Source organism: Agrobacterium sp. 33MFTa1.1 (genome assembly GCF_004328495.1).
Lineage (GTDB): Bacteria > Pseudomonadota > Alphaproteobacteria > Rhizobiales > Rhizobiaceae > Agrobacterium > Agrobacterium pusense.
Genome location: NZ_CP036360.1, coordinates 289881 through 302962 on the forward strand (window position 1 = coordinate 289881; position 13082 = coordinate 302962).

The window sequence follows — 13082 nt, forward strand, 5'->3', positions numbered from 1 at the left end:
GGACGGGGGAAAGACCATCCGCCTACCCAACCGTCGCTGTGATGATTTGTTCCGAAAAATTCGATCCTCAATTGAGGTTACTGGGGCGCTTGCAGCCGGCATGCTTGCACCACTGGTTCTCATGAATGCCCTTGCCGGCCTTACGGCTCTCAACGTTCATTGATGGGCATCTCCGATTATATCGACTGGCCCTCTCGATGTTTCCATCAGCGGCCAGCGGACCTTCCTCTTCCATTCAGTCAAGGCATCGACGGGTGAGGTGCAGAATACCCACTCAATGAAAGCATCGGATATTTTGGGATGATCATAGAGGAGGGCGGCGATGCCTTTCCGGTCGCTGAACAATATCTCTATCCTCGCTCCCGTCGGAATGTCGTCATCATCTGCCCAGAGTTCCATGGCGGCATATCCGGAATAGGCAGTCAGGTCGGATTCCCGGTCGACTTCGGCGACCAGCCGTTGGTCGAGATTATCGTGAGTGGTTTTCCGCACGCCGAAGAATTGACCGTCCTCCAGAAATCTCTTGGGATAGACACCATGATTTTCGAGAATGTAAGGGCGGATATGCATCTTCCTTCTCCTCTCTCCGAACAGTTCGGCGGGTTTAGTCTCCTCATCGACAGGGCTGTAGCCCAGACAGTGGTGAGGTAATGGCCGCCGATTATAAAAGGCGTCCTTGCTCCTCCACCGGTTCTCCACTTTGCGAAACGATCGTTGATCCGTATGGTTCGCGTGACGAAATGATCAGCGCGCCGTTCGGGAGCGGGCGGGCGAGCTCCTTTGCCTCATTCCACGGAGCCCGCATCCAGACTTCGGTTTCTTCCTTCGTCAGCAGCAGGACCGGCATGGCCTTTTCATGGATCGGCTTCACGAGGTCATTCGGATCGGTCGTCAGGAAACCGTATAGGTCGTCGGTTGTGAGCCCATCCCTGACCTTGCGGACGCTCTTCCATTGCGGCACGTGGACGCCGGCAAAAAACATCAGCGATTTCGCATCATCACGGGCAAACCAGGCATTAGGCACATTGCCACCCTCCTGTTTGCTCATCGGATCCGGTTCGGCAAAGCTTGTGACCGGGACAAGGCACCTGTGCTCGACGCCGAACCATCGCGTCCAGTGAGGGAGATTGAGTTTGCGCACATTCGTCACGCCGCGGTCCGGTTCTATGCGGATAAGTTCATCCATATCGACGGCCTGACCTTTGGCCTTCAGTTTTCCCGCTCTCGCTTCCGCAGCTTTCTTCTGCACGAAAATCGGCGAGGGCAGGCCCCATCGTGCATGAACCAGCTGCTTCTTGCCGTCCGCCGTGTTTCGGACGATCGGCCCCATCTGGTCGGGGTTCATCTGATAGGCCGGCATCAGGTTGATCAGGCTTTCGGCGTCCTGGGCCCACTTCGAGACCCAGTCCTTGTCCTCCATCCGATAAAGGTTGCACATGCTGGCAGTTCCCCTTGGTCCGGATGCAATGTGTTCACCGCATCAAGTGCGCTTCACTAGTGGAGCATATAAACGCGGGTATTGTCCTGCCGTTCCCCCATACCTGGTAGGAGCCAGTCGCACTTTGTCGTAAGCCGTCCACAAGCGCGGCCACTGTGGCGCCGGACATAACCCAATGCGGAAGGCCCTTGCGCCTCCGTCAAGTCTGGCAAGGTCCATCCAGAACGACCATAGCAGCTACACGTGCGTAATCCACCGCACCTGGTTCTATGAAACCAGCGACGGAACGCTAGCTGGTCCTAGTGTCGCCAGGAATGAGTTGCTTCCAGATGGACAGGAGCAGGATTGCAATTGCGCCTGTCGCAATGCCGATGATTGCCTGGGCCAAAGAGGTGGCCAGCCACTTGGTGATTTGCGGAAGAACCGCCACTGTGTGTTCGATATTAGATGCAAACGTTTCAATCAGATGCTCTGGTTGATGCAATCCAAGCCCTGCCAGACTGTGCACGATGATGCTTCCACCTACCCACAGCATTGCCGCCGTCCCGACGATAGCCAATGTCTTCAAAAGCACGGGCACGCCCTTCACGAGGCCCGCTCCGACTTTGCTTGCTAAAGGGCTTCCTGCCTTTGCCAGGTGCAGTCCCACATCGTCTGCTTTGACGATGATGGCCACGACACCATATACTGCAGCGGTGATCAGGATGCCGACGGTTGCCAGCACCGCAGCTTGCGAATAGATGCTCAATGTCGAAACCCCGGCAAGCGTAAGCGCCATAATCTCGGCTGAGAGGATAAAGTCGGTCCGGACCGCGCCGGAAACTTTGCGGTTTTCGAGATCCGTCGCGTCGAGCGCCGCGTTCTGAGCCTGATCGTGCTTGGTGACGTGAGGAAAGAAGGCCTCGTGAAGCTTCTCCGCGCCTTCAAAGGACAGATAAATTCCGCCGATCATGAGCAGGGGGGTAATGAGCCATGGAGCAAAATATCCAAGCACAAGACAGATCGGCAGGAGAAAGATCAGCTTGTTTTTCAGCGATCCGAGCGCAATCTTTCCGATGATCGGAAGCTCACGTGCAGGAGCCAGGCCAATAACATAGGTCGGAGTAACGGCAGTATCGTCGATCACGACGCCCGCCGCCTTCACGCTGGCTTTCGCTGTCTGCGTTGCGATGTCGTCCAACGAGGCAGCTGCGGCCTTCGCGATGGCTGCAACGTCGTCAAGCAATGCGATCAGTCCAGTGGCCAAATCCAACTCCTTTACGGCTTCAGTGCGATGCGATTTAGGCTGTGCGCTAGATAGTCTTGAGAGACGGGATTACACTACAGCCACCCTGTTTTTTTGAAACTGGAATACAGGATAGCGCAAAGTGTAAGAATGACACCGATTACGACATAATAGCCATATTCCGATTTCAGCTCCGGCATATGCTCAAAATTCATTCCATAAATGCCAGCTATCGCCGTAGGCACGGCGAGAATCGCGGCCCAGGCAGCAAGCTGCCGGGTGATTGTTCCCTGACGCTGCTGTTCCAGAAGGTTTGAGGCTTCGAACACGGAGGTGATGATTTCTCGCAGACCTGACATCATGAACTCGACGCGCCGAACGTGGTCGAGCACATCCCGGAAATAGGCCTTGGCATTGTCGTCGATACAGGGCAGTTCGAGGTTTGTCAGCTTGCCCACGACCTCGGCCATCGGGCCGAGGATGCGCTGAAACCGGATGACCTGTCGGCGCATGCGAAAAAGCCGTCTGATCTGCTCGCGTTCGAGAAAAGAGATCAGCATATGCTTTTCCATCTCGAGCACCTTGTCCTCCAGAGCCTCGACCATCGGAAGATAGCCGTCTACCACGAAGTCGATGATACCGTGCAGGACATAGTCGGGCCCGTGATCCAGGAGTTGTGGAGACTGTTCGAGCTGTTCCCGTAACTCCCTGTGTGAGCGTGCCGAACCATGCCGAACGGAGATCACATGGTGCCGGCCGACAAAAATACAGGTCTCGCCATAGGCAATCTTGTCTCCTTCGAGATGGGCGGTCTTGATGATGACGAACAGCTGGTCGCCATAGACTTCGACTTTGGGCACCTGTTTGCCATTGAGGGCATCTTCTACCGCCAATGGATGGAGATCGAACATCGACTTGAGGCATGCCATTTCATCGGGTGTCGGGTCGGCAATGCCGATCCAGGCAAATTCGCCGTCGGTCTCTTGGAACGGGTCGCCCGTCAAGGGGAGTTTTTCGGTGCGCTCGCCGAGCCGATAGATGTAAGAGGCTATAACTGTCATGAAGGTCGCTCTCTAATGGCAATGGCTTGCGATGTGGCACCCAGCTACAGCCGTGGCAAGAGGGCGACGCAAAGTCTAAATGCCAGGACTGTGTCGATAGGGCGTCATCAGCCACTTTGCTACTGCATCGAAGCAGGGAAACACTGCTGCAAATCTGAAGTTCGTTAAAGGGAAACGGGCTTCAAACTGATCTCGATGCGGAACAGGCACTTTAACGAGACGTTTCGACAGCGATGGAGTACGGCCAATGTCAGCTTCGTTCAGTCCCCTAACCGACGTGAGACGGGTCGCGCCCCGCAAGGTCTTCCGGTTCGAGATCCGCAGGATCGCGTTTCGTTGCCCGCAGAACCCGTTGAAAAAGAGAAATCCGGGGACATCGCGCTGTACCCAACGCCAATGCAATCGCCGCAACGTGCACTTTTCGCACTGGCGATACCCATGTCCGTCGCCGCCACAATACCGCATGGGGTCGACAATAGGCACATGCCAAAAAAATTCTTTGCTTCCTACGTGCTTGAATCTTTTTCGAATCTTCGACCTTGCTAATATTGGGATAATATTCCTCAACTTTGTAGTGCTTGACTCTTTTGCACTATAGGAACAAACAATGAACAGATAGCCCGTACGACATGACGTCGATCCTATGAACACGACCTTGAAGGGAGCCGTGAACGATGACTGCTGCCCGCCCCAAGGGGGTAACAGATCTGATCTGTGACTTGCGTGACCGCATCGCCTCGATGGAGGGCGCAGCCGCGAAGCGGCCCGGAACGCTCGCCTTCGGTGTCCCCAAGATCGATGCGGCCTTGCCTGGCGGCGGGCTTGCCTATGGAGCCCTGCATGAGTTTGCGGGCGGAGGATCCGGTACGGTCGATGGCGCAGCAGCAGCGCTTTTTGTGGCGGGCATTGCCGCGCGAACCAGAGGCCCGGTCATCTGGTGTCTGACGCGACCGGATCTGTTTTTTCCGGCGCTTGCTCAGGTAGGCCTCCATCCTGACCGCGTTATTTTTGTCGAGTCCGACAGGGAAGAGGATGTTCTGGCCAATATGGAGGAGGGACTGTCGTTCGGCGGTCTCGGGGCGGTCGTCGGCGAACTTGTCCGCCTGCCGATGGTCAGTTCCCGCCGATTGCAGCTAGCCGCCGAACGAACCGGGACGATGGCTCTTGCCGTCCGGCGATGGCGACGGCAGACCGAGGCGAATGATTTTGGCCAGCCGACGGCGTCAACAACCAGATGGCGGGTCAGTGTGATGCCATCGGAAGAGCTGCCGGTACCGGGGGTGGGCAGGCCTCAATGGTTTCTTGAATTGATGCGCGTGAAAGCGGGTGAGTGTGCTGAGTTTCTCGTGAGGGCGTGTGATGACAAGGGTCGTCTCGATCTATCTTCCGGATCTGCCGACGGATCGTATTCGGCGGGCGGATCCCTCCATTTCGCCTGAACAGCCAATTGCCGTGATCGCAAGAAGCGGGTCGAAGCGATGGGTTTCGGCTGCCGACCTGGCTGCCAGGGCGGCAGGCGTGCATGTCGGCATGCCGGCGGCAAAGGCGCAGTCGCTGTTTCATGGCCTGATGATGGTCGACGCCGATATCGAAGCCGATCGGGTAGCTCTCGAACGCATCACACTGTGGGCACTAACCATCTATTCGCCGATCGTCGCGATTGACGGGATCGACGGCATCGTGATGGACACCGAAGGCGCCGACCACCTGCAGGGCGGTGAGCTGCCAATGGTGACAAAGATCGCCAACCGGTTTCTTGGCAGGAAGCTGACTGCCCGCGTGGCGGTCGCCGACAGCTGGGGTGCAGCCCATGCCTGCGCCCGCGCCATCAACCGCGAGACGATCGTCATTCCGCCGGGTGAGACAGTGCGGGCCGTTGAAAAGCTGCCGATATCGCTCCTGCGTCTGCCGGCAAAGATTGTCAGCGATCTCCGCATTCTCGGATTTCAGACGATCGGGGAGCTTGCCAATACCCCGCGCGCGCCGCTGACGTTGCGCTTTGGACCGGAGGTTGGGCGCCGTCTCGATCAGATGCTCTGTCGCATCGCCGAGCCTATCGAGCCGATCCGCACGCCTGAGCTGGTCGAGGTTTCGAAAGCCTTCGCTGAACCGATTGGCGCAGCGGAGACCATCAACAAATATGTCGGCCGCCTTGTCGTGCAATTGGTCGATGAACTCCAAAAGCGGGGGCTCGGCGTGCGTCGGGCTGACCTGATTGTCGAGAAGGTCGATGGCACCAGACAGGCAATCCGCGCCGGAACAGCCAAGCCCGCCCGCGACGTAGCCTGGCTGACGAAACTGTTTCGGGACCGGACGGAAAAGATCGAGCCGGGTTTCGGGATCGAGAGGCTCACCCTTGTTGCGGTTCTGGCCGAGCCATTGGAAGAGGCGCAGAAAGTCTCTGCTCTGGTCGAGGATGACGTCACCGATGTGACGCCACTGATCGACATCTATGGAAACCGCGGCCAGCGGGTCTATCGCGTCGCACCGGTTGCATCCGATGTGCCGGAACGTTCCGTCCGGCGGATCAGTCCCGTTGCTGAACCGATCCCTGTTGCCTGGGTGAGCCATTGGCGCCGTCCAGTCCGGCTTTTGCCACGGCCCGAACTGATCGAGGCGATTGCGCTGATGCCGGACCGCCCGCCGGTCTCGATCGTCTGGCGCGGCAAGCGCCGTAAGGTCAAACGCGCCGACGGCCCGGAACGCATCTTCGGGGAGTGGTGGCAGCGCGACGCCGAAATGGACGCGGTGCGGGACTACTTTGTCATCGAGGACGAGGCAGGCGAGCGCCTGTGGGTGTTCCGCTCCGGCGACGGAGTGGATCCCGAGACCGGGTCCCATCGCTGGTTCTGCCACGGGATCTTCGCATGAGCTACGCCGAGCTCCAGGTCACGACCCACTTTTCCTTTCTGCGCGGCGCCTCCTCTGCACAGGAGTTGTTTGAGACCGCGAAACAGCTCGGTATCGACGCAATCGGCGTCGTCGATCGCAATTCGCTTGCCGGAATTGTTCGGGCGCTTGAGGCGTCGCGCGCCACCGGGTTGCGCCTGGTCGTTGGCTGTCGTCTCGATCTGGCGGATGGCATGTCTGTGCTGGTCTATCCGATGGATCGCGCTGCCTATTCGCGCCTGACGCGCCTCATCACGCTGGGAAAATCGCGTGGCGGCAAGAACAACTGTATCCTGCATTGGGACGATATCGTCGCTTACGCCGAGGGCATGATCGGCATTCTGGTACCTGATCTGCCGGATGCCACCTGCGCCTCGCAGCTTCGCAAGATGGCTGAGCTGTTTGGTGATCGCGCTTACGTCTCTCTCTGTTTGCGTCGGCGACCGAACGACCAGTTGCGGCTGCATGAGATTTCCAACATGGCGACGCGGTTCAAGGTCAGAACCGTCGTCACCAATGATGTGCTGTTTCATGAGCCGGGCCGGCGGCAATTGCAGGACATCGTCACCTGTATCAGGCACAACACCACGATCGACGATGTCGGCTTTGAGCGCGAACGCCACGCCGACCGCTACCTCAAGCCACCGGAGGAAATGGCACGCCTGTTTCCGCGCTACGCGCAAGCACTCGCGCGAACCCTGGAAATCGTGCGTCGCTGCAAATTCTCGCTCGAGGAACTGACCTACCAGTACCCGGAGGAAGCCATCGTGCCGGGCAAGGATGCTCAAGGATCGCTCGAGCATTATGTCTGGGAATGTGCGCCCGATCGTTATCCGGAAGGCCTGCCACCGGATGTTTTAAAGACCGTTCGGCACGAGCTCGATCTCATCCGCACCATGAAATACGCGCCTTACTTCCTGACGGTGTTTTCGATCGTCCGTTTTGCCCGAAGTCAGGGCATTCTCTGCCAGGGCAGGGGATCTGCGGCCAACAGCGCTGTCTGCTATATCCTTGGCATCACCTCGATCGATCCCTCGACCAATGATCTCCTCTTCGAGCGCTTCGTCAGTCAGGAACGCGACGAGCCGCCGGATATCGATGTCGACTTCGAGCATGAACGGCGCGAGGAGGTCATCCAGTGGATCTACAAGACCTATACCAAGGATAAGGCGGCACTCTGCGCAACCGTCACCCGCTACCGGGCCAAGGGCGCAATCCGCGATGTCGGTAAGGCGCTTGGCCTGCCTGAAGATGTCATCAAGGCGCTGTCATCGGGCATGTGGTCCTGGTCGGAAGAAGTTCCCGACCGAAACATCAGGGAACTCAATCTCAACCCCAATGACCGGCGTCTGGCGCTCACCCTGAAACTCGCGCAGCAGTTGATGGGCGCGCCTCGGCATCTGGGTCAGCACCCCGGCGGCTTTGTCCTCACCCATGACCGGCTAGACGATCTCGTGCCGATCGAACCGGCGACGATGAAAGACCGGCAGATCATCGAATGGGACAAGGACGACGTTGAGGCACTGAAGTTCATGAAGGTGGATGTCTTGGCGCTCGGGATGCTCACCTGCATGGCCAAGGCTTTTGATCTCATCCGCGAGCACAAAGGGCAGGATCTTGATCTCTCGAAAATCAGCCAAGAGGATGCGGCGACCTATGCAATGATCCGCAAGGCTGACACGCTCGGCACCTTCCAGATCGAAAGCCGTGCGCAGATGGCGATGCTGCCGCGGTTAAAACCGCGCACGTTCTACGATCTCGTCGTGCAGGTGGCCATCGTGCGGCCGGGCCCAATCCAGGGTGACATGGTGCATCCCTATCTCCGTCGTCGCGAAGGCAAGGAGCCCGTCGAGTATCCGACACCCGAGTTGGAGGCGGTGCTCGGCAAGACGCTGGGCGTGCCGCTGTTTCAAGAGTCAGCGATGCGCGTCGCCATGGTCTGTGCCGGCTTTACCGGTGGTGAGGCCGACCAGCTGCGCAAATCCATGGCGACCTTCAAGTTCACCGGCGGCGTCTCGCGCTTCAAGGACAAGCTGGTGTCAGGCATGGTCAAGAACGGATATTCGTCCGAGTTCGCCGAAAAGACCTTTTCGCAGTTGGAAGGCTTTGGCTCATACGGCTTTCCGGAAAGTCACGCGGCCTCCTTTGCGTTGATTGCCTACGCTTCGAACTACATCAAGTGCCATTACCCCGACGTCTTTTGTGCAGCCCTTCTCAACAGCCAGCCCATGGGATTTTATGCTCCGGCCCAGATCGTCGGAGACGCGATCAAGCATGGCGTCGAGGTGCGGCCGGTCTGCGTCAACCGCTCGCGATGGGACTGCACGCTGGAAAGGATTGGAGGCGGCGATCGTCATGCTGTGCGCCTCGGGTTTCGGCAGGTGAAAGGGCTGGCTGTCGCGGACGCCGCACGGATCGTTGCAGCGCGCATGAACAACCCGTTCGCCTCAGTCGATGACATGTGGCGCCGGTCCAGCGTGCCGACCGAAGCGCTTGTTCAACTGGCAGAGGCCGACGCCTTTCTGCCATCGCTGAAACTCGAACGACGCGATGCGCTCTGGGCGATCAAGGCGCTGCGCGACGAGCCCTTGCCGTTGTTTGCAGCCGCAGCCGAACGCGAGGCGACGGCGATTGCCGAGCAGCAGGAGCCAGAGGTGGCGCTTCGGCAAATGACGGACGGCCATAACGTCATCGAGGACTACAGCCACATCGGGCTCACTTTGCGCCAGCATCCTGTCGCCTTTCTGCGCAAGGACCTGTCGGCACGCAATATCATTTCCTGTGCCGAGGCGATGAATGCCCGTGATGGGCGGTGGGTTTATACCGCTGGACTCGTGCTGGTGCGGCAGAAGCCGGGATCGGCCAAGGGTGTGATGTTCATCACCATCGAGGACGAGACCGGACCGGCCAACGTCGTTGTCTGGCCCACCCTGTTCGAGAAACGCAGGCGCATCGTGCTGGGATCTTCGATGATGGCGATCAACGGACGGATTCAGCGGGAAGGGGAGGTCGTCCATCTCGTCGCCCAGCAACTCTTCGATCTCTCAGGCGATCTGGTTGGCCTTGCCGATCGAGATACGGAGTTCAGGCTGCCGGCTGGTCGCGGCGATGAGTTTGCCCACGGAGGCAGCGGGCCGGATTCACGCGATCGGCCGAAGCCGGTCGTCCCAAGGGATATGTTCGTGCCTGATCTCCATATCGAAACGCTCAAGGTGAAGAGCCGGAATTTTCAATGAATTATTGCCGCGCGAAAATTTCCTGCGAACAAACCCGGCTATCGGCTGCGGCGTTTGTGCCTGAAAACCTGCTTGTAAGCTCGACGCCTGCGATGCCAACGCCGCCCATGGACACCTGTAAACGATCCTGGCGCAAAGCGATGGCGGCCTCCGTACGGGCTCCAAGACTCTGCGGACGGAGCCTGTTGATCCTTGTCTTTCGTCTGTTATCGAAGGCGCAGCAACTCTCCTGTTGCGATGAAAGCACTTAAATTGCTACTGCGGCCAGCTGCGTGGCGATGAAAGGCGTCCTTCATCCACCTACGCCAGCCGTTAAACTTCAGGCCAAGGCCTAAAGACAATTCCGGTCGCTGCCTTCCTGGGAATCTCTAAGCCGCAGCGACATTGACCCGGACATATCCCCGATCCTTGGCACTCAGCCAAGAAAGGTCGGATTTACCGGCCTGACGGAGATGCTCGGCGGCCCTCAAGACAAGTGGGTGATCCAAATCACTTTTCTTCAGCCGGCAGCTACGCTCACCCCTTGCCCAACCGATCAACTCTGCCTTGGTCGGCTCATCGATGTAGGCACGCGCTGTCAACATCATCACCCCATCTGAAAATAGATATACGTCGTACTCGTAATGGTAGGCATAGAACCCACCTTCGTCCGGCTCAGAAGCGTCAATGTGACGGGAGACCTCCACCTTGAATGGCCATGGGGACGCATTGCGCCGGAAGAAAGACACCCGCCACAAGGCGACCCTGACCCGATAGAAGAGTTTTTCGAATATGAACAAATCAGCACACCAGCAAGCCTGCCCTCCAGACGGAGTTAATGGAAATGGTCCGGCCGGAAGGTGTGTCAATGATAAGTCAAAACGAAGCCAGAAAGTCCAGACCAATCTATTCCGCAGCGCGCCAGGTCGTCCCGCTTCGTTCAGGATCCTGTGTGCAATGATTTGCTATGACATGACGTGCCGGTCATCTACCGGGAAGAGCCCTTTGTCGATGACCTCAATAACGTCCAGACCTTCGTGTTCGAGTGTATACACGTCGTCGCGGCCGGCGTCCCTTTGCGGCTTGCGTGGATTGCACGACGCCCGGATCGATACGCGCCGCCCAGTTTCGCGGGACGCCGGTTCGCATCCGCTCAAGGCGTAACTTCCCCTTCTTGACTCAAAATTGTCATTCTACATGGACAACCTGTTGAGCCTCCCCGGGCTACCCTTCGAAGAGGTGGCATTGGTTGCTCCCTCAACCCCTTTTGTTCGAATTGGGCTGATACCTACGATCGCGATGTCATCCAAACGCCGACCAGCGTCACCGCAAGTCCCATGAACATCGCGATCGTTAGAGGTTCTGAAAATAGTGCCCAGGCCCATAGCATCGTCACCGGTGGGCTGAGATAGATAGCAGCGCTGACCTTGGCCACCGGGAACAGCCGCAGGCTGGTGTAATAGACGGCGTAAGCAAGGAAGGTCGCGATCAACACGAGCCAGATTATCCCGAGCGCAAACTCGACGGTCATCGGCGGCGTAAGGCCCCCCTGCGTCGCCGCACATGCCCCGAACAGGACCGATCCGGTCAAGGTTTGAATGCAAAGGATCTGATGGATAGCAATTGTCTGATGTCGACGTCTCCTATGCAGCACCGAGGCGACCGCAAAGATGAGCATCGACCCCACAGTCACGCCGTATGCCCAAAGCGGAGCCGAACCGATACTGAGGCTGTCGATGGACACGATGAGAACGCCGACGACGGCGATGGCTGTGCCTATCCACTGCCTTGGTGACAGACGCTCCCCGAGAACGGGTTGGGATAGGGCGGCGATCGCGAGCGGCAGGAGGTCGGAGATCAATGCAACGAGACCCGTGGGAACCCTCTGCTCGATCGCGAGCGCAAAGCCACCGAGGTAAAGGAAAACAGACATGATGCCGAAGAGGGCCTGATCCCGGATCACCCTCAAAGACAGACTTGGTCCGATCGAAAGTGCAAAGGGAAGCAGGATCAGACCCGACAGGAGCGTCCGCCAAAACAGGAGAAGCATGACGCTGGCTTGCTCATTCGCGTAACGGATGCCGACGAAACCCGAACTCCAGCCGAGGATCAGCAGTGTCGCCAAAAAGGGCCAGAGCAGAGGGTGCCGTTTCGGCGCTGCGGAAGTGGCCATGGCGCCCTCTGGGTATCTTTACGCGGGAATCGTAGGGCCATCTCTCGCAAAGCGCACATGACAAATATCGATGACGCGATGACATGTCTGAAATTTGTGTCATCTCAAAAGCCAATTGTGGTAGGGTAGTTTGCGAACAAATCGAGCCGAGAGGGCGTTGAAGGAAGTCAACGGACGCAGACTGGAGATCGACTCATTGCGGGCGCTTTCGGCGATCCGAAAACATGGCGGCATCACCAAGGCGGCTGTCGTGTTGGGGCTTTCACAGTCTGCGGTGAGCCACAAGATCAAGCGGCTGGAGATCAGCCTCGATTGCGAACTGCTCGGCCGCAAGCCCGGGGGGCCAATATTCACCGCCGCCGGAGAAGACCTTCTCGATTACGCCCGCCGTATTCTGGAGTTGCATGACGAAGCCTTGCTCAGCCTCTCGAAGACGCCACTGGCTGGACGGTTGGCGCTTGGCCTGACCGAGGATACGGCCTGCACCGATCTCGCCCGCATCCTGTGCCGGTTTCGGCGGCTACACCCCAACGTCACCGTTCGCACGAAAGTCCGCATGAGCTTGATCCTGCGCGCCATGCTCGAACGGGGTGAGCTCGACGCCGCGATCATCCAGGTCTTCAGCCATGAGGTCCGCCCAACGGACATCGTGCTGTTTAGGGAGCAACTGCACTGGGTCAAGCATCCAGAGCTGGTGCTGGCGGTCCACCGCCCGATCCCATTCTTGTCGTTCGATGACGAATGCTTTTACCGACAGTGGGCGCTCGACATCGGCCAGGACGACGCGGTGCTTGAGACAGTCTTCGAATGTTCGAGTGCCGCGGGGATCGTCTCCGGCGTCAACGCGGCCATGGGCGTCGCCCTGTTGAGCGATCGGCATATCCGCGGCGAGATGAAAATCATGACAGAACGGCTTCCGCAGCCGCCCGCATTAGCCTACATAGTGCGTCGATCGCGTAAATTGAGGAATGCCGCCTTGGACAGCCTCGTGGCCGAGATCAAGAGGGATACAACTCGACAGGGCGGATTGGCGCTTGCGAGTTGATCTCCGCGAGATGTTTTCATGGTTCGCAATTCCTAT

At 58.3% G+C, this 13082-nt stretch carries 10 protein-coding genes; 4 read left to right on the forward strand and 6 right to left on the reverse strand.

The window, feature by feature from the left end:
• Positions 1 to 156 precede the first annotated feature (156 nt).
• The 4 genes from EYD00_RS24740 to EYD00_RS24755 all read right to left on the reverse strand — a co-directional run bounded on the left by EYD00_RS24740 (position 157) and on the right by EYD00_RS24755 (position 3724).
• Entirely contained in the window at positions 157 to 570 is a 414-nt protein-coding gene (locus tag EYD00_RS24740; protein WP_034499587.1) for a hypothetical protein, read from the reverse strand.
• A gap of 91 nt (positions 571 to 661) precedes the next feature.
• Positions 662 to 1438 carry an SOS response-associated peptidase family protein gene (locus EYD00_RS24745; RefSeq protein ID WP_034499589.1) on the reverse strand — a complete coding sequence of 259 codons (777 nt, stop codon included), beginning with the start codon at positions 1436 to 1438 and terminating at the stop codon, positions 662 to 664.
• Between the two features lie 289 nt (positions 1439 to 1727).
• The gene (locus tag EYD00_RS24750) at positions 1728 to 2684 is read right to left on the reverse strand and encodes a DUF808 domain-containing protein (protein ID WP_022557578.1); all 957 of its coding nucleotides are present in this window, start codon (positions 2682 to 2684) and stop codon (positions 1728 to 1730) included.
• A gap of 74 nt (positions 2685 to 2758) precedes the next feature.
• Entirely contained in the window at positions 2759 to 3724 is a 966-nt protein-coding gene (locus EYD00_RS24755; protein ID WP_006699058.1) for a magnesium and cobalt transport protein CorA, read from the reverse strand.
• Positions 3725 to 4398: 674 nt separating this feature from the next.
• Here EYD00_RS24755 and EYD00_RS24760 point away from each other — a divergent pair.
• Genes EYD00_RS24760 through EYD00_RS24770 form a run of 3 tightly spaced genes read left to right on the forward strand, consistent with a single transcriptional unit; the run spans position 4399 to position 9849 of the window.
• Positions 4399 to 5163 carry an ImuA family protein gene (locus EYD00_RS24760; RefSeq protein ID WP_006699057.1) on the forward strand — a complete coding sequence of 255 codons (765 nt, stop codon included), beginning with the start codon at positions 4399 to 4401 and terminating at the stop codon, positions 5161 to 5163.
• Positions 5084 to 6595 (forward strand): Y-family DNA polymerase, encoded by a 1512-nt coding sequence (locus EYD00_RS24765; RefSeq protein ID WP_022557579.1) that lies wholly within the window; start codon positions 5084 to 5086, stop codon positions 6593 to 6595. The genes EYD00_RS24760 and EYD00_RS24765 overlap by 80 nt, the downstream gene beginning before the upstream one ends.
• Positions 6592 to 9849, forward strand: coding sequence for an error-prone DNA polymerase (locus EYD00_RS24770; RefSeq protein ID WP_034499591.1), 3258 nt, complete (start codon positions 6592 to 6594; stop codon positions 9847 to 9849). The genes EYD00_RS24765 and EYD00_RS24770 overlap by 4 nt, the downstream gene beginning before the upstream one ends.
• Before the next feature lie 368 nt (positions 9850 to 10217).
• On the opposite strand, the gene EYD00_RS24775 is transcribed toward EYD00_RS24770, so the two are convergent.
• Together EYD00_RS24775 and EYD00_RS24780 are read right to left on the reverse strand one after the other, a co-directional pair.
• A complete protein-coding gene (locus EYD00_RS24775) occupies positions 10218 to 10628 on the reverse strand; it encodes a hypothetical protein (protein ID WP_051674319.1) in 411 nt (136 codons plus the stop codon).
• A gap of 488 nt (positions 10629 to 11116) precedes the next feature.
• The gene (locus EYD00_RS24780) at positions 11117 to 12001 is read right to left on the reverse strand and encodes a DMT family transporter (RefSeq protein WP_022557108.1); all 885 of its coding nucleotides are present in this window, start codon (positions 11999 to 12001) and stop codon (positions 11117 to 11119) included.
• Positions 12002 to 12158: 157 nt separating this feature from the next.
• Between EYD00_RS24780 and EYD00_RS24785 the strand changes: the two genes are divergently transcribed.
• Positions 12159 to 13046: a LysR family transcriptional regulator gene (locus EYD00_RS24785; RefSeq protein WP_034499594.1), complete on the forward strand. Its 888-nt coding sequence runs from the start codon at positions 12159 to 12161 to the stop codon at positions 13044 to 13046.
• Positions 13047 to 13082: the final 36 nt, after the last annotated feature.

Coding starts and splice junctions, on each gene's coding strand:
- EYD00_RS24760 (WP_006699057.1), top strand. CDS start 4,399: ATGACTGCTGCCCGCCCCAAGGGGGTAACAGATCTGATCTGTGACTTG.
- EYD00_RS24765 (WP_022557579.1), top strand. CDS start 5,084: ATGACAAGGGTCGTCTCGATCTATCTTCCGGATCTGCCGACGGATCGT.
- EYD00_RS24770 (WP_034499591.1), top strand. CDS start 6,592: ATGAGCTACGCCGAGCTCCAGGTCACGACCCACTTTTCCTTTCTGCGC.
- EYD00_RS24740 (WP_034499587.1), bottom strand. CDS start 570: ATGCATATCCGCCCTTACATTCTCGAAAATCATGGTGTCTATCCCAAG.
- EYD00_RS24755 (WP_006699058.1), bottom strand. CDS start 3,724: ATGACAGTTATAGCCTCTTACATCTATCGGCTCGGCGAGCGCACCGAA.
- EYD00_RS24780 (WP_022557108.1), bottom strand. CDS start 12,001: ATGGCCACTTCCGCAGCGCCGAAACGGCACCCTCTGCTCTGGCCCTTT.
- EYD00_RS24745 (WP_034499589.1), bottom strand. CDS start 1,438: ATGTGCAACCTTTATCGGATGGAGGACAAGGACTGGGTCTCGAAGTGG.